This is a genomic window from Haloferax sp. DFSO60, assembly GCF_046557615.1.
GTDB lineage: Archaea > Halobacteriota > Halobacteria > Halobacteriales > Haloferacaceae > Haloferax.
Genome location: NZ_JBKIII010000002.1, coordinates 623,008 through 641,965 on the forward strand (window position 1 = coordinate 623,008; position 18,958 = coordinate 641,965).

An 18,958-nucleotide genomic window follows, 5' to 3' on the forward strand; every position below is an offset into this window, starting at 1 on the left:
GTTAGAACACCCCAATTCGGGAGGCGACTTCCTGCGCCTCGTCGTCTTCAGAGAGACGGACGGTTGCTTTCTTCTTCCCCTTCATCGTAATCTGCGTGTTGATGTTTTCGATGGTCACATCGTAACGCGACTCGATCTCCTCACGGATTTCGGGCTTGTTCGCGTCGATGTGGACGATGAACTGGAGCGTGTTGTCGAAGTCCATCATGTTCATCGCCTTCTCAGTGACGAGTGGGTGTTCGATGAGCGTGCTCATCGGTCAGCCACCTCTGCGAGTGCACCTTCGGTGAAGATGGTCAGGCGACCGGCGTGGGTACCGGGTGCGAGGTCCTCGGCCGAGACGTTCGCCGCGGTTGCGACGTCGACACCGGCGAGGTTGCGAGCAGCCTTCGATGGCTCCTCGGACGTCACGAAGAGAATCGACTTCGGACGCGTGTACTTGCGGCCACGGAGTTTGCCCTGACCGCCCTTGACCTTCTTGTTGTCTTCCGAGCGCTCGATGTCGGCGTAGACGCCGAGCGACGAGAGGAGTTCGACGACTTCCTTCGTCTTCACGAGGTCCTCGAAGTCGTCAGAGACGACGAGCGGCAGTTCGAGGTCGTCGTCGAACTGGTGGCCGCGCTCTGCGACGAGTTCGGGATTCGCCGTTGCGGCGAGTGCCGAGCGGACTGCGAGTTTGCGCTCTTTCGTGTTGATGCTCTTCCCCTGGTCCTTCTCGGCCTTCGGCGGGTGGGCGCGGCGGCCGGAGACGGCGTGCGGAACACGTCGAGCGACACCATTCTGACGTGGGTCGTGCGACATGCCGCGGCCGCTCCCAAAGGACTCTGCTGGCGTACGCATGCCAGCGTAGGGGTCGGAACCGTACGGCTGTTTTCGGTTGGCCTGTGCGGCGATGACTGCGCGCTTGATGAGGTCCGGACGGTAAGCCGTCTCGAAGACCTCAGGCAGGTCGATGCTGCCTGCGTCGTCGCCGTTCAGGTCGCGGATAGTTGCCTGCATGGTTTAACCCTGGTTCGATGCGGTAGAGACGTAGCGCACCTCGGGATCGAGGCGCGGTTGGTCGTTCGGCCGGATGGCCGGTCGGAACCGCAGAAGGCGCTTGTTGGGGCCCGGAAGCGAGCCTTTGACGAGCGCGTAGGAGCCGTCGACCTCACCGTAGTTGACGAAGCCACCCTCGACGGATGCCTCGTCGTCCTCACCGAGGTCGATCAGGCGTTTGTTGAGTTCGGTGCGTTGGTGGTACCCGGTCTGACCGAGTTGCGGAACCGTCGAGCGAACGCGCGACGGGTTCCATGGGCCGAGGTTGCCAATACGGCGTCTCCAGCCCTGACGGGCGTGCTTGCCCTTCCGCTTCTGGACGCCCCATCGCTTGACGGGACCTTGGGTACCCTTACCTTTCGTGACACCAGCGGCGTCGAGGTACTCGCCAGCGCGGAAGACGTCCGACATCTCGTGGACGCCACCCTCACCGACGAGTTCGAGTGCGAAGTCGGCGCGCTCTGCGAGCGAGCCACCGCCAACGCGCGTCTCCATCACGTCAGGTTTCTTCTTCGGGACGTTCTTGAGGTCCGACGGAACCGTGTGCGTGATGACGCGAATGTCATCGACCTCGCCAGCCTCGACGGCTGCGCGAAGTTCGTCGGCATCTTCTTCGAACGTATCTTCTGCCGGAAGGTCGAGGACGCGGTCGAGTTCGTCGTGGAACTCGCTCGCCCAGACCTCAGTCTCCGGGTTGAGTCCGTACGCCGTCTGCTTGTAGGCACGAATGGCGACAGCACGCATCGGTGGCGTCTCGACGACGGTCACCGGAACGGCTTCCTCCATCCCTTCTCGGGGGGAGTCGGCCTCGTCGTTGACCATCATGACGTGGGTCATACCGGCTTTGTAGCCAGCAAAGCCCTGCAGTGCAGGGGAGCCATCGTCACTTGGCCACGACTTGATGCGCGGAACCTCTTTGGTCACGCGCTTGCGTGGGCTGAAGCCCATCGAGCCTTTTCGTGGTCTGCTTGGTTGTGGCATGTATTCACTCCGTGAGTGTCAGGGACGCGAGCGACGCGAACATCGCTTCCTCAGTTCGCACCACTTCGCTGCCCTGTCGCGGAATCGTATTGAGCCAGAGGTCGAACCCCGGACCACCGGAAGGTTCGACGTCTGCGACACCCTCGGGGTCCAACCCAAGGATGTCCGGAAGGCCTCGGCCCGGCGAACCGAAGACGACGGTCATTCCGTCGGCGTCGGCGATGCGGGCCGTCAGTTCGCCCAGTCGGGCGACCGACAGCGACTCGCCATAGCGAGACGTGGCGATTCGCACGCCAGCATCTGGCAGGCCGAGTGCTTCCGTGAGGTCCATGCGGGAGACCGTGAACCCGGGAAGGGGCTCATCGACAATCCTCGCACGGACCGGTTCTCGCGAAGAGATCCTGACAGCGACGCGCTCTCCCTCGTTAACGTCCATCCCTGGCGGGACGAACAGGGAGATCGGGTGTTGCATTCCGCAATTGACCCGAACGCGGTCGTCAGGTCCGACCTCGGTCACGATTCCTTCTCGCAACGCAGGCAACTCGTCTGAGTCACCTGCGGTCGTAGACGACACGAGCATAGGCGGCAAGATACCAGCGTAGCGAAGTTCGTCCCGCTTGCCCCACACCTCTTTTCGGAGGTATGGTGGCGTTGCGGCATACCGAAGTATGGTTTCGACGAACTCACCGCCCCATCGCGTCTCGCCATCTTCGTCGGGGAAGATGACGAGTCGGTCTGCCCGGAAGATCACCGCCGCACGGGCGATGTAGCCGAGTTTGCGAGTTGCCTCGCGTTGGTCTTCGGCTTCCCGGACGAGTGAGGACGGCACGAGTACGCTGTGTGTCATGCCGAATTCATCCTCGTCTCATCTAGACTGTGGCGTTTGTACCGGGGGGCAACCTAAAAGAGTAGCGAATCGTTTCTGGGGTGATAGAGCCTCCCACGCACCTGTTTGTGAGGAATTAGCGAATGACCCATGGTACAAATTAACAGGAAATCTGAAACATCCAATTGGATGCCACTGATGTGGTAGCAGTTGGCGCGCTGTCGCCCGATTTCTCCCCCAGATTCGCAAGTCTTATTTATCAACCCGGCATTATCCAAAAACGCAGCAAACGCCGCGATACGCGCTGGTAGTGTAGTGGTATCACGTGACCTTGCCATGGTCACAACCTGGGTTCAAATCCCAGCCAGCGCACTTTCGGAACGCGTCGGTAGTGTAGTGGTATCACGTGACCTTGCCATGGTCACAACCTGGGTTCAAATCCCAGCCGACGCACTTCTCTCGAACTCAACTCACCAAGCGACGCGTCTCGTCGCGTCGCTCCTTCTGAGTGAGTGAATGTGCCCGCTGGCGATTTGAACTAGCGAGCAAATCTCCGATTTGTGAGTGAGGTTCAAATCCCGTACCAACGGTTCACCAAGGACTCTTCGAGAGACTTCATCGCCTGTACCACCCTCCTTCACACCCTGAATCGAACGACTGCGAGGATACCAACGACAGCGGCGACGACGCCAACGATGAAGAGTGGTTGCGTTTCGGTGGTCGTCAAGAACAACTCGAGCGGGTTGGTGCGAGTGCTGGAACCCGTCTCGAGGGTATTGCGCGAGACCACGACACCGACTGCGACGACGGCCATCACGAGGCCGACGAGTCGCGAGAGTGGTAGCGGTGCAGATGCCATACGCGTCGCTCTCGGCTGAACGTACATATCTGTTGTTGCCACACGTGTGCGAGCGAAGTAGAAACTAGTAACCGAGTGTGTCCGACGTTTCGATTCGTTCGATGGCATCCAGTTCACACAGTGCCGAGACATCGGCCTCCTCGACGACGACGATGACGCCGCCGAACTGGAGTTCGCGCCCGACAGTCCCGCCGAGTTCGGAGACGAGTGCGGTCAGTTCCGACTGGGCCTCGTCGGTCTCCGGATGAACTCGGAGTTCCGCTCGCTCGTCTTCGAAGGGGTCGTCACGCATGCGCCGAACGGGGTGAGAGAGATACATACCTGTGGTGCGTGGGGGAGGAAAAAAACGGTCGCGGTCGGCGATTCAATCTTCTCTGAAGTAGTACAGTGCTTCTCGTGGGGCCGAACAGTTCGGGCAGGAGGCGGGGAATGCAGTCAGCATCCCGAGTTCGCCGCAGTCGTCACACCGCCAGGTGAGACGGGACTCGGCGAGGCGATGGTCAACCATCCGCCGATTTTCCACGACGGTCGGTGGTCGCACTGCCCGCGACGTTGTCGTCGGGCTCACTTCAACGTCGTCCCACGACTCGCGTTCTGGAACGACTGTTTTGGTCGATTGGGAAGATGTCCTAATTGCCATAGACGAACGTTCGCGCGCCGAACGCATAATCGCTGTTCTCACTTTTCCTGATTGTCAGGCCACGACGACCATCTGAGTTCGAGACGGACCGGCCCGTCAGGGAGGAATGTGTTCGTATCCGTATCGAGGACGACCTTTTCCGGCCGCGGAATGGGTACCTCTTCGTCACCGACTCGGACGAATATTTCACCGTTCGACGACTCGATGAGACGGTTCGCTCGGAAGAGGGCATCCGAGACAGTCGTTCGGTCGGCGAGGACAGCTTTCTCTCGCGGGGGAAGACCACCGAACAGTGGTGGAACGTTCACGTCCTGCGAGCGATTCGAGAGGACGGCGTTGACGACTGCGCCGAAGAGGATGACCAGGCCGCTGAAGTAGAGCCACGTCAGGAGGACGAGTACGCCAGCGATGACGCTGGGGTCGGTCGATTGGCTACTAACCCCGATGTAGAATCGGAAGAGCCCCTCGAAAACCGCCAATCCGACGGCAGCGACGACCGTCCCGGGGAGAACTTCGAGATACGTCACGTCCTCGTCGGGGAAGATGTAGTACATCGGATAGAGCGTCGCCACGAGCGCGGCTATCAGGACACCCCGGTGGAGAATCCACCCGACTGGGCCACCGAAAGACGTGAGTACTGAGTCGATAAGGGCGGCAGCGACGACGGTGACTGAAACGACGACGAGGACGACGATGCCGTCCGATACCTGGTCGGTGAAGGTGTTAGCGGCCTCCGACTCGTAGATATCAGAGAATGCGGTGTCGAGGCCGCGGAAGATGCGGAGCGTCCCCCATATGAGGACGAGTATGCCGACGATTGAGAGACCAGTGAGCTGACTCGAAGATTCGAGTTCAGCGACGATGACTTCGCTCGCACCGGGTGTGAGAACTGACTGGATGAGACGAAGAACACTGTCACGGAGGCCCACGTTACCGGTCACCGAGACGGCCGTGAGGACGAGAAGGAACAGCGGGAGCAGTGAGACGAACGCGCCGTAGGCGATGCTACCGGCCATGAACGTCAACCGCTCGGTACGCACCTCAAACGCGATTGCTCGACCGTAAATGAGCGCTCGCTCAACGCGTGGATTCATATCTCACATACATCAGCCAACGAGAAAAACCCGGCTGGAACCGCACGTTAGCGCTGTGAGACGAAAAGAAAAACCGCGACACCGAGGAGCGCGCCAGTCGCCGTCCACTCCATGCGATAGCCGACGAGTACACCAATCAGGGCACAGACACCAACTGCAGTTGCGACAGCAGAGAGTGCAAAGAGTGTTCGGCGGGATGATGTCGAGCGGAACATATCGTGTTTCGAGGGTAATCCCACTCATATCCGCATCGATTTTCTTCACGAAATATTGAATTTCTCACACCTCGATTTTACCTCACTCGGCCTCGATGAGTGAGTCATGACGGTCATTGCAATGCTGAGTGTCGCACCGGTCATCGAAACGAGCATGTCGGGCGAAGTCGCCAAGGCCGTGGCCGCGCTCGACGACTTCGACGTCTCCTACGAGACGAATCCGATGGGGACGATTATCGAAGCCGACGACATCGACGAGTTGCTCGCCGCAGTCGGCGCGGCACACAAAGCAGTCGATGGCGACAGAGTGAGTACGTTCCTCAAAATCGACGACAAGCGAACCGTGAGTCAGTCGGCGAGCGACAAAGTGGCGGCCGTCGAAGAACACCTCGGTCGGGCCGCGAAACGCGAGCGCTAGGGGGTGAGAAGGCCAACCAAGCCAACGGGGACTGACAAACCCTTTAGGCGAAGACGCGCAATCGGCGCGCATGGACAGCATCAATCGAATGGCCATCGAACTGGTTGACGAGGCGCTCGATTTCGCCGCGGAACTCGGTATCGAGGGCTACGAACTCGACTCCGGAGCGACGGTCATCGACTTCGGCGTCGATGCGGACGGCGGTGTCGAAGCGGGGATGCTCCTCACGGAGATTCAGACTGCTGGACTCGCGACGGTCCAGACTCGAATGGGCGACGTTGCCGACACACCCCGCCCCTACGTCGAAGTTTCGACCGACCGACCGGCGCTCGCACTCCTCTGCTCGCAGAAAGCAGGCTGGGAACTCGTCTTCGACGACTTCGACGGACTCGGCTCCGGTCCCGCCCGCGCCCTCGTCGGCGAGGAAGCAGAGTTCCACGAACTCGGCTACTACGACGAGTTCGACCTGAGCGTCCTCGCTGTCGAGAGTATCGACCTGCCGACCGACGAGGTTGCCGAACACGTCGCCGAGATGACGGACCTCGAACCGAGCGCCCTGTTCCTTCCGACGTACGCGACTGGCTCGCTCGTCGGCAGCGTCACGGGTGCCGCTCGCACCGCCGAACTGGCGATGTTCAACCTCTTCGAAGTCGGGTACGACCCAACCAACGTGGTCTCCATCAGTGGAAGCGCCCCACTCGCGCCCGTCAGCTACAACGAGAGCGTTGCCATGGGTCGAACCAACGACGCCGTGGCCTACGGCGGGAAGGTCCACATGACCGTCAGCGAGGACTTCGACCACTTCGACGAAGTCGTCTCCAGTGCTGGGTCGGAATACAGCGTGCCCTTCGTGGACCTCTTCGAGGATGCGGAGTGGGACTTCTCGGAGGTTGACCCGAGCGTCTTCGGTCCTGCACAGGCCACAATCGACGTTATCGACGGCCCCACCTACACCCTCGGCGAGACTGACGAAGCGATTCTCGCCGACTCGTTCGACCTGTGAGACGCAAGCCCGTCCCGCCAGCACCGGAGTCGCTCGACCGCTTGGAGGACGCACACAGTGGCGTGCCGCTCATTCCGGGGTCGGAAGACGACTGTTGTAGTCGCATCGCCGACCGACTGGACGTGTCGCGCGATGAGGGTCGCGATTGGCTGGTGTTCTGCCAGTCACTCGGGCTCGCTCGGGAGGCCAGTCGCGGGTTCGAACGCATCCGCGACGAGCAATCGACCGGCGACCTTCGGGATGCCTTCGTCGAACACGTCTTCGGCGCACGGGAGGCCATCGAGATACTGGGTGACGACCCGCAGTCTACAGACGAGATATTCGAACAGTTCGAGCAGTACGTACCACGGTGGGAGCGTCACCGCGACCCCGAAGGCTGGGAACTCCGCTGGCGGACGCGAGTCGAGCGACTGCTCGAGTGGGCAGTGTTGTTCGAACTCGCAGAAAAGCAAGAATCGGGCTACGTCGTTGCCGACGCCTAATTCAGCTCTCGATTACCGGACTTTCGTCACGGTGCCGACGCCCTTCGACCGACCTTCACGGAAGACGAATCGCTGACCTTCTTCGACGAAGTACGGCCTGAATTTGAACTCTACTGCCGTGGTGCCCGTGTCGCCGGGGAGGAGTTGACCACCCTCTGGGTGGAAGATTGATGCCTCGGAGATGGTTTCGAGGTGGACGACGGGTTCGTACCCGTCTCGGATTCGAGTCGGATGGTTGAGGACCATCACCTCGGCTTCGAACTCGTACACTGGAGTTGGTTTCGAGTCGGCGGGGACGAGTACCATCCCGCGCTCTAGTTCTTCTTCTCTGACGCCCTTGAGCGCGATACCGACGATTCGACCGGCGTTTGCTCGGTCCACGCGGTAGTAGTGCATCTCGATAGAGCGGGCTTCGACTTCTCTGAACGAGCCATCGGTCATCGGCCCGACGAGGAGTTTGTCCCCGACTTCGACTGCTCCGGAGTTGACCGTCCCCGAGGCGACGGCCCCGACACCGGTCACCGAGTAGGTTCGGTCGATGTACATCCGGAAGTCGCCTTCGTCGGCCTGTCGCTTGGGGAGCGATTCGAACAACTGGTCGAGTTCGGAGATGCCCTCCATCGTCACCGCGCTGGACCGGAGAATGGGGACGACCGACTCGCTAATCTCTTCGATAGCGGCCTCGACGCCGTACCGTTCGATTCGAAGCGGCGTTCGTCCAACATCGCGGAGCAGGCGCTCGACTTCACGCTCGACTTCTTCGGCGCGTTCGGTCGTGACCGCATCGACTTTCGTGATGGCGACGACCGTCGGCAACTCCATGGCAAGGAGGATACCGAGGTGTTCTCTCGTCGTTCGCGTCGGGCCGTCGTCCGCGGCGACGACGAGCAGGCCGTAGTCGAGTCGCTGGCCGACGAGCCCTCGAATCGTCGTTCGAAGCCACGGTTCGTGCCCGACAGTATCGACGAAGGAGACTAGTCGGTCGGCGTCTTCGACGATTTTCGCCCGGTCGGATTTTCGGTGGGGGTTCTGCATGTGCAGCGGCCCGTCCTCGTTGAATCCGTAGACTGCGTACGAGAGGTCAGCCGAGAGGCCACGCTCGACTTCGTGTGGTTGTACATCGAGGAAGGCGCGGGTGCTGCCGTTGCCGTTGTCGGGTTGTCCGGTGACGAGCGACCCGACGAGCGTGGACTTACCGTGGTCAACGTGGCCTGCGGTACCGACGACGATGTGGTCGTCGTCCACGTCGAGGATGCCGCCTTCGCGGATGGTTGCGAGACCGACGAGTCCGCGCTCTGCGCCGTCGCCGACGCCCCACGTCTCGACGTCTTCGATGTGTGCGCCCGCTTCTTCAGCGAGCAACGAGAGTACATCGAGTGTCTCGGAGAAGTCTTCGGGAGCGATTCCGGCGATGCCGCCGTCGTCAGTGACGCCGACGACGTAGGTTGCGACTCCGTCTCCGGAGAGAACTCGGTGTCGGAGTTGGGCGGCGAGCGACTCCATGCGACCATCTGCGAGGTGGACGGCGCGGGTGAGACGCTCTTTGAACTCGACGTTCCCACCTTCCTGTTCACCACGCTCAAGGGCCTCGTTGAGGATGGCCCGATCGGCGCTCATGGGCGGGCGTAGGAAACCAACCGTGAAAACGCTTTCCGCGGTACCAATACCCGTGGTACTATAGAACACACAAGTAAGTGGGATGTAAATTTCGGCGAAAACGAGGTCGTTCGCTCACTCAGAGAGCCGCTCGTAGGCTTTCGAGACGCGCTTGAACGCCTCTTGGTCGCCCGATTTCGAATCGGGGTGCGTCTCTTTGACGAGTCTCCGGTAGGCGTCTTTTATCTCTTCTTGGGTCGCGTCGGCGTCGAGCCCCAGTGTTCGAAGCGCCTTTTTTCGACTCATGCCGTTTCGGGGTTGCTGTGGCGGGCGCTGGCGACGCTGGTATTCGTACTGGTACTCTCGACCCCCGACGTTGCGATAGCGACCGGCGCGCGGCCCTTCTCGCGGGTCGCCGCGTGGGCCTGCACCGAACCCCCCGGTCGAGGATTCGCGCTGTCGTCGCGCGCCGAATCCGCCAAATTCGTCGGCGTTGGCACGCTGGCGTCGGAACTGCTCTTCGAGGCGACCGCTCACCGAGGAGTACATGAAGTAGGTCGTCGCGCCGAATGGCAGAGCTAACGCCAGCAAGAAGGGCTGATAGACGAAGGCCAACACGACGAGGAGCATGGTGAGACCCGCAAACACCGCCGCGAGGCCCAAGACGAGTCGGTCGCGGTCCACGACCGAGATTAGGAGTCGATGCGGGTAAACGTCTCGCCGAAGGGTAAGAAATGCAGAACTCGGCTCAGCGGTACTGGTTCAGCCGATTCTTTAACTTCTTGGCGGCCTGTCCGGCGGCTTTGTGGAAGTTTTCGCCCTGGCCTTCACCCGCGAAGATGATGCCGCGTGAGGAGTTGACGAGACCGACGCCGTCTGCGAGTCCGAACTCGACTGCGGCCTCGGCGTCGCCACCTTGTGCCCCGATTCCGGGGACGAGGAAGGGAAGGTCTGGAACCTGCTCGCGGAGTGATTCGAGTTCTTCGGGGCCGGTCGCGCCGACGACGAGACCGACGTTTCCGTGTTCGTTCCAGAGGTCACAGAGCGCGGCCACGCGCTCGTAGAGCGGTTCACCGGTTTCGAGCGTGAGTGACTGGAGGTCGGCACTGCCGGGGTTCGAGGTCCGACAGAGGACGAAGACACCCTTGTCTTCGCGGGCGAGGAAGGGCTGAATCGAGTCGCGTCCCATGTACGGGTTCACGGTTATCGCGTCGGCTTCGTCGAGGAGTTGGGCGTACTGGCGCGTCGTGTTTCCGATGTCGGCGCGCTTGGCGTCGAGGAGGACGGGCACACCTTTCCCATGGGCGTAGGCGATAGTTTCGCGGAGCGAGCGCCAGCCATCGGCGTCTTCGTAGAACGCGGCGTTCGGTTTGTAGGCCGCCGCGTGTTCGTGGGTCGCGTCGATGATGCGGCGGTTGAACGCCCAGCGCGGGAGGTCCTTGTCTAAGAGGTGTTCGGGAATCCGGTCCATGTCGGCGTCGAGACCGACACAGACGACACTATCCACCTGCTCGATGCGGTCGGCAACGTCGTCGAAGAAGCCCATTGAACCCGAGTGCGACGACCGGGAGTAAGGGGTTTTCCCTTCGGCTTGGGAACGAGAGTCAGACCGGATGCTCGACGACCCACGAGATGCCGACTCCGACGAGCAAGACACCACCAAAGAGCGCGAGCGCGCCAGTCGGCGAAATCACGTCGGCGACGACGCCTCCCGCGAGTTCGAACGGGACGACGGCGAGTGAGTAGAGCATCCCAGCGGCCGAAAGAACTGTCGCCCGGCCAATCGAGTCCACGTGGTCGTTGACGTACTGGTTACCGAGTGCGGTCGAGACGTTCGTGATACCGCGAGCGAGCATGAAGACGGGAAACGCGAGCGGGCCGAAAATTGGGAGCGTGAGGTACGAAAGACCGAGCAACACTGGTGCGCCGACGAACCAATTTCGAGTCCCGACTCGCTCTCGAATCCATCCAGCGCGATAGCTTGCGGCCGCACCGAAGAGCGAGAAGACGGCATACGAGGCGCTGACAGCGGTGTTCGTCGCCGCCTCGGGAACTCCCAACTCGAGTACCACGTCGCGGATGATTGGCTGGTCGAAGATGTATGCCATGTTGACCACGCCGAAGAGCAGCGCGAAGTAGAGTACGAAGCTTCGAAGCGGCGGTTTTGCGGGTTTGTCGCGGATGACCTGCACCGCCATCCGAGGCGAGAAATCACTACCGCCATCGCTGGACTCGGGGACCGACAGGAGGATTGGAATGCCGAGTGCGGTAACGATAGCGGTGGCGAAGAAGGGCACCGAGTAGTTCGCCCAGTCGGCGAACACCCCACCGGCGAACGTCGTTAGCGCGCCGATTGCGAGGCCGATGCCAGCGGCCCGACCTTTGATGTTCGCGAATTCGCTCGTCTCGTTCGTCTCACCCAGTAAATCGTAGAGCCACGCGTCGTCGCTCCCACTTCGGAACGTTTGGCCGACCGCCCACGTCGCATAGACGATTGCGAGTTGGAGAAAGGTCGATGAGACGCCCATTGCAGCGGTCGAAACTGCGATGATTCCAGTCCCCAACGCCATCGCCGACCGGCGGCCAATTCGGTCACCGAGGTAACCAGTCGGGATTTCACTGACGACGAGTGCGACCCACCAAACGCTGTTGAGCGCCCCCACTTCGGCGAACGTGAGTCCCCGAGACCGGACGAACAGAATCCAAATCGCGGCGGTAAAGGAGACGAACTCGGTCGCTTTGTAGGCGTAGTATTTCGCGACCGGCGAGCGGAGGCCGCTCTCCATTTAGCGGGCTGCCTCGTAGACGACTCGGCCATCTACGACAGTCATCGACACGTCGATAGCCCGAATCGAATCCGACTCCCACGGTGACTCGTCGAGGACGATGAGGTCTGCCAGTTTCCCGACCGAGATGGTTCCCAGTCGGTCTTCGTCGAATCCAGCGTAGGCGGCTCCACTCGTGTAGGAACGGAGGGCTTCGGTGACCGTGAGTGACTGGTCGGGGTTCGGGTGGTCGGTCGCGAGGTCGATACCCAACAGCGGGTCGAGCGGCATGCAGTCGCTCCCGAACGCGAGTGGAACGCCCGCATCGAGGAAGTCACGGTAGCGATTCGTCTTCAACCGTCTGTCGCCGAGTCGTGCATCGTAGAGGCCGTCTTCGCTTGCCCACTTCAGGAAGTTCGGTTGGACGCTGGCGACGACGCCGAGGTCGGCAAAGCGCTCGATCGCCTCGTCAGATGCGAGTTCGACGTGTTCGACCCGATGGCGAGCGTCGCGGGCTTCGGTGTCTTCGTACGCGTCGAGGACGGCGTCGATTGCTTCGTCGCCGATTGCGTGAGTGGTGAGTTGGTAGCCCGCGCCGTCGGCCTCGGCGACGAGTTGTTTCAAGGTCGCAGGTCCGACTACCCACTGGCCAGTCTCGTCGGGAGCGTCTGCGTACGGTTCGCTGAGTTTCGCCGTTCGACCGCCGAAACTCCCGTCGGTGAACGACTTTATCGCACCTATCCGGACGAGTCCGTCGCCGTGGTTGGTTCGGAGGCCGACCTCTTCGAGGGCGTCGAGGTGGTCCGACCAGTAGTTCGTTCGAATTCGAAGGTCCAACTCACCTGTTTCGGCGAGGTCACGGTACACTTCTGGTGCGTACGACCCGCGAATCATGTCGTGGGTGCCGGTGACGCCCTTTGCGGTCGCATCGTCTTGGGCGGCACGCACGAGGGCCTCCATCTCCTCGCGGTCGGGTTCTGTTGCCTCTCGGATGACATCGACCGCCTCTTCGACGATGACGCCGGTCGGTTCACCGCCTCTTTTCTGCACGTCGTCCACGGGGAGTTCGTCGATGTACGCTTCGAGGACGGCCGAGTTCACGCCCGCCGTGTGGATATCCTCACGGAAGGCGACGACGGGGGCCGAGTCGGAGACCGAATCGAGGTCGTCGCGGGTGAGATACCGTGTCTCGTCCCACGCGCTCTCGTCGTAGCCGAAGCCGATAATCCAGCCTTCTTCGACTGCTTCGGCCCGCTCTCGAAGACGGGAGAGCGCCTCATCCACTGATTTCGCGCCCGAGAGATTGGCGTGAACGAGCGACTTTCCGACCATCGGGAGGTGCGTGTGGGCGTCGATAAATCCGGGGAGGACGACGCGCCCCTCGCAGTCGATGACCTTCGTTTCGACGCCCGCGAGGAGTTCCACGTCGGAGGCACGACCGACTCGAACGATACGCCCGTCACGGATGGCGAGTGCCTCGTACGTCTCGTCAGGCGATTCCAGCGTGTGAACCTCGGCGTTCGTGAGTACGAGGTCCGCTGCCGCAGTCATACCTGTGACCGCGATGCGGGAGAGCAAAAAAGGTCGGATGAGCGGTCGAAGGTCTCTCCCGAGCGGCTCGGTTGAACAGGAACCGGAAATCGTTAGGGCCGCGACTGGGTAGCCTGAGACATGACTGACGCCGCGTCTCTCGCCGACCGCGTTCGGGAAGGCGAACTCCGATTCCACGAACTCGAAGCACACGCCGACGCCGACGTCGCAACCGAAGCACGCCGGATTCTCGTGAACGAGCAGTCGGGTGCCTCCCTCGACGCCGTTGGAAACTACGGTTTCCCCGCCGAGGTCGCCGACTCGGCCATCGAGAACATGATTGGGGCGATTCAGGTGCCGATGGGTGTCGTCGGACCAGTGAGTATCGACGGTGGGGCCGTCTCGGGCGACAAGTACCTCCCGCTCGCAACTACCGAAGGCGCGCTCCTCGCCAGTGTCAACCGTGGCTGCTCGGTTATCGACTCTGCGGGCGGTGCAACCGCTCGCGTCCTCAAATCGGGGATGACCCGCGCACCCGTCTTCCGCGTCGCGGACGTCGCCGAAGCCCAGGCTCTCGTCGAGTGGACGCGAAACAACTTCGAGACGCTGAAAGACGCCGCCGAGGAGACGACGAACCACGGCGAACTCCTCGACGTGACGCCGTACGTCGTCGGCAACTCCGTCTACCTGCGCTTCCGCTACGACACCAAAGACGCGATGGGAATGAACATGGCGACGATTGCGACCGGTGCGGCCTGCGAAGTCGTCGAAGAAGAGACCACCGCAGACCTCGTCGCCCTCTCGGGCAACCTCTGTACGGACAAGAAGCCCGCCGCTATCAACGCCGTCGAAGGCCGCGGTCGGAGCGTCACCGCCGACGTGCTGATTCCCCGCGAAGTCGTCGAAGAACGACTCCACACGACGCCGGAAGCCATCTCCGAACTCAACACGCGAAAGAACCTCATCGGCTCTGCGAAGGCTGGAAGCTTCGGCTTCAACGCCCACGTCGCCAACGTCGTCGCCGCGATGTTCCTCGCAACCGGGCAGGACGAAGCGCAGGTCGTCGAAGGCTCGAACGCCATCACGACCGCCGACGTACAGGACGGCGACCTCTACGTCTCCGTCTCGCTCGCGTCGCTCGAAGTCGGTACCGTCGGTGGCGGCACGAAGCTCCCAACGCAGTCCGAAGGGCTGGACATCATCGGCGTCCGTGGTGGCGGCGACCCGGCCGGTTCGAACGCCGACGCCCTCGCAGAGTGTATCGCTGTCGGCTCGCTCGCGGGCGAACTCTCGCTCCTCTCGGCGCTCGCCTCGCGGCACCTCGCGAGTGCGCACGCTGAACACGGTCGATAGCACAGACTACTTTCAGACCACTTTCGCGGCGGCAAATAGACTGAATCGGGTGACAGGGCGGACCTCGATGGCAGTTACTGTATTTCAGACAACTGACGTGGAATTTCACTTTCACCGCGCACCCATGGCTCGATTTTATTCACTTTTCCAAAGTATGACTGTAATGCGCTCGTCTGGAGAGCATCCGCGAGCGCTCCAACCCGCTATGAACGTCCCCCTGTACCGCTCTGACCCCGAGGCTGAAAGCGAAGCAAAGATGCGCCGACTTGCACTGGCCCTCAAACTGCTCAAGTTGGCGCTCGGTGTCGTCGCCGCGGCGCTCTCGATTGCGAAGCTACTCGGCGCGCTCTAAGCGCGTTAGAGTACCCGATACCGTCCGCGAGACTCCGACACCTCTCCTCGGCGTCGGAGTTTTTCGAGGACATCTCGCGCTTTTTCGTCAGGAACGCCGCGCTCGACCGCGACTTCGACGATTTCGTCTTCGGTCGGGCGGTCGCCGTCACGAATTGCGTCTCGAACAATCGTCACGCGGTCAGACGACCCGCTCTGATTTTCTTTTTTGACACGGTCGCCCGCGTCGAACACCTCGTCGGCGTCGAGACCCGACGCTTCCAGATACTCGCGGTCGTCGATACCCGATTCGTCGGCTTGGCGACCTAATTTGGAGACGTGTTCGACCTGTGCAAACTCCGCGCTGTCACCGTGTTTCTTGGCGAGGAGTGCGGCGCGGGCTTGTCGTGCCGCGTCCCTGTCGTCGGATTCGAAGAAGTGCCGGAGTTTCTTCGTCTGATGGCGACGGCCACACCGGGGGCACGTCGCCGTCTTCGACGCCTTCGGGTCCGACAGGAGCCACATGTTCGAACAGTTCGTACAACCGACCACCGCGTACATGTCTGGGAGTTTTGCGGCATCGGGTTTGAACGTTTGGACGAATCGCTCGAGGGACGAACTGAGGTTCGCTTTTGGGGGTCGGTTTTATCCACTTCCCGCGCGCGCTGTCATCATGGACCGCGTATCCCTCGACGACGTAGAAGCGACCGAAGCCGTAGACGACGTATTCCTGAGTGTACTCGCTGGCGGCGAGAAGATGAACGTCCAGCACTTCCGAATCGAACCCGGCGCAGTCGTCCCCATGCACGACCACCACCACGAACAGGTCGGCTACATCGTCGCTGGCGAGTTGACCTTCATCGTCGGCGACGACGAGGAAGAGCTCGTCTTCGGCCCCGGCGACGCCTACTCACTCGCCGGAAACGAACCGCACAGCGCCGAAAATAGAGGAGATGAAACGGTGACCGGCATCGACGTGTTTTCGCCACCCCGAGACTTCGCCGACTGGCAGGAATAGGAGTGATGAAAGGCCGACAATTTTAGGGCCGTCTTCGAGAGTTGTCGGCTGTGAACCTCCTCCCGTGGTTACTCGATTGGCCCCCGCGTCCCGCGTCGATTCTCACCTTCGTCGTTCTGACGGCCTTCAGCGTCGGGACGCTCATCCTCTTCGCTCCGGTCACCGACGAACTTTCGACCGACGAGGTGACCGTCGAGATAGCAGACGCCTCCGTCAAACTCAACGACGAGATGGACTACCCGGAGGGTGCCGAATCCGGAGAGACATACTCGTGTATGTCGTTCGGGACACCCGGCGACAGTCTGCACATTCGGGTGGAAGGAACGCTCGGCTTGCCGACTGGCTTCGACCGCGACGGAGACACACCGTACACACTCGAGGTGAGTCTGGATGGTGTCGAAGAGACCCGAACCGAGACATTCCGCGACACGGGTGAAGAGCAGTGGGACGCGTCCTGGCTCGTCGAGGACGACGAGACGCTCTCGGTCGGGGAGACGACGACTCTCACTGCGCAAGTTCGAACGTCGGGAGACGTAGTGGCGACGACGAATCAGCGCGTCACTATCGAAGAAGGAACACAGCGGTTCGACTGCGAGGAGTAAGTCCCCTGTCGACTTCCTCGGCACTTTCGGGAAGCGTAAAATCTGATTCTATCGCTTACCACTCCCACGTGACGACTCGAATCCCGTCCGTTGGATAGTGTTTTTGTTGCAGTTTTCCCATCACCTCGTGTATCACCCACCACCACCCGGACTGTCGGCAGACGAACTCCCGCGTGTGCAGTTCCTCTCTGATTTCGATATCGCGGCCAAGGTGGTCTTCCCACTGCACGCGTTCGCCGTTCATCACTTTCTCTTGGTGTTCGGTCGGCAGTTCGTCGAATTCCCTAGATGACATGCGTGAACCGGTCTCTGAGCCTTCGCGGTACTGCCACACGCGTGTTCCATCTGGCGTCACCTCCTTCCAATCGACAGTCAGGAGTTCAGTCAGTGTCAGATAGCTCTCGTTGTATGCATCGTTGGGAACCATCGCTTCGACTGTATACGACAGTTCCTCAGGGAGCCCTCGTTCTTCAGGTGCGACCGCACTGAAGTCGTCGTTCGGGAACCGTCCGAACAGCGTGTGCCATCCCAACCACCCCGTGTGGACGAACGGGTACACTGAAAGCGCGTGACTCCACGGGTCTACACCACTTTCTGGAGAGATATTCACTTCGACCGCACCCCACACTGAACTTCCCATTCCAACAGTCCAGTCGTGTGAACAGGTCAAAAATACGACTATTGAACAGTCTGTAGGTGACACATGCTGACCACCGAGCGTTGCGCCGTCGCTCACGGTGTGAAAAACGAGGCCAGATGGCCTCAGATAGTATCCCTGTGAGGGGTGACTCGCTTACGCGAGTTCCTGAATAGTGCCGAGCAATGCTCGGCAGACTCACTAATTGGCTTACGCCAGCTCTTCGATGTTCTCGACGATCTTCTCGGCGAACTCGCTCGTTGCGAGCTTGTTGCCGCCTTCGATCTGACGGTGCAGGTCGTAGGTCACGTCGCCGTCGGAGATGGTCTTCTCGACTGCGTCGCGGATGAGGAGACCGGCGTCCTTCCAGCCGAGGTACTCGAACATGAGACGGCCGGAGAGAATCATTGCGGTCGGGTTGACCTTGTCCTGACCGGCGTACTTGGGTGCCGAGCCGTGGACGGGTTCTGCGAGACAGAGACCTTCACCGAAGTTCGCACCGGGTGCGATGCCGAGGCCACCAATCTGTGCGCCTGCGGCGTCGGACATGTAGTCGCCGTTGAGGTTCATCGTGGCGATGACGTCGTAGTCGGCGGTGCGGGTGAGGAGTTGCTGGAGCATGTTGTCGGCGATGCGGTCCTTGACGACAACCTTGTCCTCTGGCTTCTCGCCGTCGTACTCTTCCCAGAGTTCGTCCTCGGTGATGGTGACGTCGCCGAATTCCTCTTCGGCGAGTTCGTAGCCCCAGTCACGGAATGCGCCTTCCGTGAACTTCATGATGTTGCCCTTGTGGACGAGGGTAACGGAGTCACGGTCGTTTTCGAGGGCGTATTCGATTGCCTCGCGGACGAGACGCTTCGTCCCGAACTCGGTGATAGGCTTGATGCCGATACCGACAGGGCCGTCGTGGATGACGCCCGTTGCGCCCATCTCGTCTTCGATGAACTCCTTGACTTCCTGGACTTCATCGGTGCCTGCTTCCCACTCGATGCCAGCGTACACGTCCTCGGTGTTCTCACGGAACGTGACCATGTCCATCGCCGAGGGGTTCTTGACGGGCGACGGAACGCCGTCGAGGTGGTAGGTCGGGCGAACGTTCGCGTAGAGGTCGAGCTTCTTGCGGAGCGCGACGTTCAGCGAGCGGAAGCCTGCACCGACAGGCGTCGTGAGCGGGCCTTTGATTGCGACGCGGTGTTCGCGAATGGCGCTCACGGTGTCTTCCGGAAGGTTCTCGTCGTACTTGTCACGGGCGGATGCGCCAGCGTAGACGCGCATCCACGAGACGGAGCGACCTGTGGCTTCTGCGGCTGCGTCGAGGACCTTCTGTGCGGCCGGACCAACGTCAGAACCGATGCCATCGCCGTAGATGATGGGGATAATCGGGTTGTCCGGTACAGAAAGCTCGCCGGTTTCCTCGTCAGCGAGCGTGATCTTTTCTCCCTCTGCAGGGACCTCGATCTGGTCGTAGCTCATGAACAATAAGGGGTTTTGAATAGGGGGTAAAAGTCCTGCCGTTCTCGCCCCAGAGGCGCAAGTATCACCGCGTTCACTGCGGTTCGGTACGTTTACCC

At 61.2% G+C, this 18,958-nt stretch carries 24 protein-coding genes and 2 tRNA genes; 9 read left to right on the forward strand and 17 right to left on the reverse strand.

The window, feature by feature from the left end; translation table 11 throughout:
* Position 1: 1 nt before the first annotated feature.
* The 4 genes from ACK509_RS12685 to ACK509_RS12700 are packed head-to-tail and all read right to left on the reverse strand — an operon-like array spanning position 2 to position 2,866.
* Positions 2-256, reverse strand: a complete 255-nt coding sequence (locus ACK509_RS12685; RefSeq protein ID WP_410766907.1) for a 50S ribosomal protein L23 — start codon at positions 254-256, stop codon at positions 2-4.
* Positions 253-999: a 50S ribosomal protein L4 gene (rpl4p, locus tag ACK509_RS12690; protein ID WP_410766908.1), complete on the reverse strand. Its 747-nt coding sequence runs from the start codon at positions 997-999 to the stop codon at positions 253-255. Before rpl4p ends, ACK509_RS12685 begins: the two co-directional genes overlap by 4 nt.
* A 3-nt stretch (positions 1,000-1,002) precedes the next feature.
* Positions 1,003-2,019 carry a 50S ribosomal protein L3 gene (locus ACK509_RS12695; protein ID WP_410766909.1) on the reverse strand — a complete coding sequence of 339 codons (1,017 nt, stop codon included), beginning with the start codon at positions 2,017-2,019 and terminating at the stop codon, positions 1,003-1,005.
* 4 nt (positions 2,020-2,023) lie between these two features.
* Complete coding sequence (locus ACK509_RS12700) at positions 2,024-2,866, reverse strand: putative RNA uridine N3 methyltransferase (RefSeq protein ID WP_410766910.1); 843 nt, start codon at positions 2,864-2,866, stop codon at positions 2,024-2,026.
* A 280-nt stretch (positions 2,867-3,146) separates the two neighbouring features.
* Here ACK509_RS12700 and ACK509_RS12705 point away from each other — a divergent pair.
* Positions 3,147-3,217: transfer RNA gene (locus tag ACK509_RS12705), tRNA-Gly, on the forward strand.
* A 10-nt stretch (positions 3,218-3,227) separates the two neighbouring features.
* Positions 3,228-3,298, forward strand: a tRNA-Gly gene (locus ACK509_RS12710).
* Between the two features lie 184 nt (positions 3,299-3,482).
* Here ACK509_RS12710 and ACK509_RS12715 read toward each other — a convergent pair.
* The 5 genes from ACK509_RS12715 to ACK509_RS12735 all read right to left on the reverse strand — a co-directional run bounded on the left by ACK509_RS12715 (position 3,483) and on the right by ACK509_RS12735 (position 5,653).
* On the reverse strand, positions 3,483-3,704 hold the full coding sequence (locus tag ACK509_RS12715) for a hypothetical protein (RefSeq protein WP_410766911.1): 222 nt from the start codon (positions 3,702-3,704) through the stop codon (positions 3,483-3,485).
* Positions 3,705-3,768: 64 nt separating this feature from the next.
* Positions 3,769-4,023: a hypothetical protein gene (locus ACK509_RS12720; protein WP_410766912.1), complete on the reverse strand. Its 255-nt coding sequence runs from the start codon at positions 4,021-4,023 to the stop codon at positions 3,769-3,771.
* A 45-nt stretch (positions 4,024-4,068) separates the two neighbouring features.
* Positions 4,069-4,344 carry a hypothetical protein gene (locus tag ACK509_RS12725; RefSeq protein WP_410766913.1) on the reverse strand — a complete coding sequence of 92 codons (276 nt, stop codon included), beginning with the start codon at positions 4,342-4,344 and terminating at the stop codon, positions 4,069-4,071.
* 38 nt (positions 4,345-4,382) lie between these two features.
* Positions 4,383-5,438: a YihY/virulence factor BrkB family protein gene (locus tag ACK509_RS12730; protein WP_410766914.1), complete on the reverse strand. Its 1,056-nt coding sequence runs from the start codon at positions 5,436-5,438 to the stop codon at positions 4,383-4,385.
* Between the two features lie 47 nt (positions 5,439-5,485).
* Positions 5,486-5,653 (reverse strand): hypothetical protein, encoded by a 168-nt coding sequence (locus ACK509_RS12735; RefSeq protein ID WP_410766915.1) that lies wholly within the window; start codon positions 5,651-5,653, stop codon positions 5,486-5,488.
* 106 nt (positions 5,654-5,759) lie between these two features.
* Between ACK509_RS12735 and ACK509_RS12740 the strand changes: the two genes are divergently transcribed.
* From ACK509_RS12740 to ACK509_RS12750, 3 genes are all read left to right on the forward strand, one after another.
* Positions 5,760-6,071 carry an MTH1187 family thiamine-binding protein gene (locus ACK509_RS12740; protein WP_410766916.1) on the forward strand — a complete coding sequence of 104 codons (312 nt, stop codon included), beginning with the start codon at positions 5,760-5,762 and terminating at the stop codon, positions 6,069-6,071.
* A 70-nt stretch (positions 6,072-6,141) separates the two neighbouring features.
* A complete protein-coding gene (mch, locus tag ACK509_RS12745; protein WP_410766917.1) occupies positions 6,142-7,074 on the forward strand; it encodes a methenyltetrahydromethanopterin cyclohydrolase in 933 nt (310 codons plus the stop codon).
* Complete coding sequence (locus ACK509_RS12750) at positions 7,071-7,556, forward strand: hypothetical protein (RefSeq protein WP_410766918.1); 486 nt, start codon at positions 7,071-7,073, stop codon at positions 7,554-7,556. Before mch ends, ACK509_RS12750 begins: the two co-directional genes overlap by 4 nt.
* Before the next feature lie 12 nt (positions 7,557-7,568).
* Here ACK509_RS12750 and ACK509_RS12755 read toward each other — a convergent pair whose 3' ends face one another.
* The 5 genes from ACK509_RS12755 to ACK509_RS12775 form a co-directional block, all read right to left on the reverse strand.
* The gene (locus tag ACK509_RS12755) at positions 7,569-9,173 is read right to left on the reverse strand and encodes a GTPBP1 family GTP-binding protein (RefSeq protein ID WP_410766919.1); all 1,605 of its coding nucleotides are present in this window, start codon (positions 9,171-9,173) and stop codon (positions 7,569-7,571) included.
* Between the two features lie 114 nt (positions 9,174-9,287).
* Entirely contained in the window at positions 9,288-9,836 is a 549-nt protein-coding gene (locus ACK509_RS12760) for a J domain-containing protein (RefSeq protein WP_410766920.1), read from the reverse strand.
* Between the two features lie 64 nt (positions 9,837-9,900).
* Complete coding sequence (pyrF, locus tag ACK509_RS12765; RefSeq protein WP_410766921.1) at positions 9,901-10,698, reverse strand: orotidine-5'-phosphate decarboxylase; 798 nt, start codon at positions 10,696-10,698, stop codon at positions 9,901-9,903.
* A gap of 58 nt (positions 10,699-10,756) precedes the next feature.
* Positions 10,757-11,938 carry an MFS transporter gene (locus ACK509_RS12770; RefSeq protein ID WP_410766922.1) on the reverse strand — a complete coding sequence of 394 codons (1,182 nt, stop codon included), beginning with the start codon at positions 11,936-11,938 and terminating at the stop codon, positions 10,757-10,759.
* A complete protein-coding gene (locus tag ACK509_RS12775) occupies positions 11,939-13,468 on the reverse strand; it encodes an amidohydrolase (RefSeq protein WP_410766923.1) in 1,530 nt (509 codons plus the stop codon). It abuts the gene before it with no gap.
* Positions 13,469-13,588: 120 nt separating this feature from the next.
* Here ACK509_RS12775 and hmgA point away from each other — a divergent pair, with 120 nt between their 5' ends.
* Complete coding sequence (gene hmgA, locus ACK509_RS12780; protein WP_410766924.1) at positions 13,589-14,800, forward strand: hydroxymethylglutaryl-CoA reductase (NADPH); 1,212 nt, start codon at positions 13,589-13,591, stop codon at positions 14,798-14,800.
* Between the two features lie 163 nt (positions 14,801-14,963).
* A complete protein-coding gene (locus ACK509_RS12785; protein ID WP_410766925.1) occupies positions 14,964-15,152 on the forward strand; it encodes a hypothetical protein in 189 nt (62 codons plus the stop codon).
* 5 nt (positions 15,153-15,157) lie between these two features.
* Here the strand turns inward: ACK509_RS12785 and ACK509_RS12790 are convergent, their stop codons facing one another.
* Positions 15,158-15,691: a DUF5817 domain-containing protein gene (locus ACK509_RS12790; protein WP_410766926.1), complete on the reverse strand. Its 534-nt coding sequence runs from the start codon at positions 15,689-15,691 to the stop codon at positions 15,158-15,160.
* 112 nt (positions 15,692-15,803) lie between these two features.
* Between ACK509_RS12790 and ACK509_RS12795 the strand changes: the two genes are divergently transcribed.
* A complete protein-coding gene (locus ACK509_RS12795; RefSeq protein ID WP_410766927.1) occupies positions 15,804-16,148 on the forward strand; it encodes a cupin domain-containing protein in 345 nt (114 codons plus the stop codon).
* A 50-nt stretch (positions 16,149-16,198) separates the two neighbouring features.
* A complete protein-coding gene (locus ACK509_RS12800) occupies positions 16,199-16,750 on the forward strand; it encodes a hypothetical protein (RefSeq protein ID WP_410766928.1) in 552 nt (183 codons plus the stop codon).
* A 55-nt stretch (positions 16,751-16,805) separates the two neighbouring features.
* On the opposite strand, the gene ACK509_RS12805 is transcribed toward ACK509_RS12800, so the two are convergent.
* Together ACK509_RS12805 and icd are read right to left on the reverse strand one after the other, a co-directional pair.
* Positions 16,806-17,390: a hypothetical protein gene (locus tag ACK509_RS12805; RefSeq protein ID WP_410766929.1), complete on the reverse strand. Its 585-nt coding sequence runs from the start codon at positions 17,388-17,390 to the stop codon at positions 16,806-16,808.
* A 207-nt stretch (positions 17,391-17,597) separates the two neighbouring features.
* Positions 17,598-18,860, reverse strand: a complete 1,263-nt coding sequence (icd, locus tag ACK509_RS12810) for an isocitrate dehydrogenase (NADP(+)) (RefSeq protein WP_410766930.1) — start codon at positions 18,858-18,860, stop codon at positions 17,598-17,600.
* Between the last annotated feature and the right edge of the window lie 98 nt (positions 18,861-18,958).

Excerpts from the sequence above, each read along its gene's own strand:
- ACK509_RS12685 (WP_410766907.1), bottom strand. The coding sequence starts at position 256 with ATGAGCACGCTCATCGAACACCCACTCGTCACTGAGAAGGCGATGAAC.
- ACK509_RS12730 (WP_410766914.1), bottom strand. The coding sequence starts at position 5,438 with ATGAATCCACGCGTTGAGCGAGCGCTCATTTACGGTCGAGCAATCGCG.
- ACK509_RS12740 (WP_410766916.1), top strand. The coding sequence starts at position 5,760 with ATGACGGTCATTGCAATGCTGAGTGTCGCACCGGTCATCGAAACGAGC.
- ACK509_RS12700 (WP_410766910.1), bottom strand. The coding sequence starts at position 2,866 with ATGACACACAGCGTACTCGTGCCGTCCTCACTCGTCCGGGAAGCCGAA.
- ACK509_RS12735 (WP_410766915.1), bottom strand. The coding sequence starts at position 5,653 with ATGTTCCGCTCGACATCATCCCGCCGAACACTCTTTGCACTCTCTGCT.
- ACK509_RS12790 (WP_410766926.1), bottom strand. The coding sequence starts at position 15,691 with ATGTACGCGGTGGTCGGTTGTACGAACTGTTCGAACATGTGGCTCCTG.
- ACK509_RS12775 (WP_410766923.1), bottom strand. The coding sequence starts at position 13,468 with ATGACTGCGGCAGCGGACCTCGTACTCACGAACGCCGAGGTTCACACG.
- ACK509_RS12715 (WP_410766911.1), bottom strand. The coding sequence starts at position 3,704 with ATGGCATCTGCACCGCTACCACTCTCGCGACTCGTCGGCCTCGTGATG.
- hmgA (WP_410766924.1), top strand. The coding sequence starts at position 13,589 with ATGACTGACGCCGCGTCTCTCGCCGACCGCGTTCGGGAAGGCGAACTC.
- icd (WP_410766930.1), bottom strand. The coding sequence starts at position 18,860 with ATGAGCTACGACCAGATCGAGGTCCCTGCAGAGGGAGAAAAGATCACG.
- ACK509_RS12805 (WP_410766929.1), bottom strand. The coding sequence starts at position 17,390 with ATGGGAAGTTCAGTGTGGGGTGCGGTCGAAGTGAATATCTCTCCAGAA.
- ACK509_RS12695 (WP_410766909.1), bottom strand. The coding sequence starts at position 2,019 with ATGCCACAACCAAGCAGACCACGAAAAGGCTCGATGGGCTTCAGCCCA.
- mch (WP_410766917.1), top strand. The coding sequence starts at position 6,142 with ATGGACAGCATCAATCGAATGGCCATCGAACTGGTTGACGAGGCGCTC.
- ACK509_RS12720 (WP_410766912.1), bottom strand. The coding sequence starts at position 4,023 with ATGTATCTCTCTCACCCCGTTCGGCGCATGCGTGACGACCCCTTCGAA.
- pyrF (WP_410766921.1), bottom strand. The coding sequence starts at position 10,698 with ATGGGCTTCTTCGACGACGTTGCCGACCGCATCGAGCAGGTGGATAGT.
- ACK509_RS12785 (WP_410766925.1), top strand. The coding sequence starts at position 14,964 with ATGCGCTCGTCTGGAGAGCATCCGCGAGCGCTCCAACCCGCTATGAAC.
- ACK509_RS12755 (WP_410766919.1), bottom strand. The coding sequence starts at position 9,173 with ATGAGCGCCGATCGGGCCATCCTCAACGAGGCCCTTGAGCGTGGTGAA.
- ACK509_RS12770 (WP_410766922.1), bottom strand. The coding sequence starts at position 11,938 with ATGGAGAGCGGCCTCCGCTCGCCGGTCGCGAAATACTACGCCTACAAA.
- rpl4p (WP_410766908.1), bottom strand. The coding sequence starts at position 999 with ATGCAGGCAACTATCCGCGACCTGAACGGCGACGACGCAGGCAGCATC.
- ACK509_RS12725 (WP_410766913.1), bottom strand. The coding sequence starts at position 4,344 with ATGGCAATTAGGACATCTTCCCAATCGACCAAAACAGTCGTTCCAGAA.
- ACK509_RS12795 (WP_410766927.1), top strand. The coding sequence starts at position 15,804 with ATGGACCGCGTATCCCTCGACGACGTAGAAGCGACCGAAGCCGTAGAC.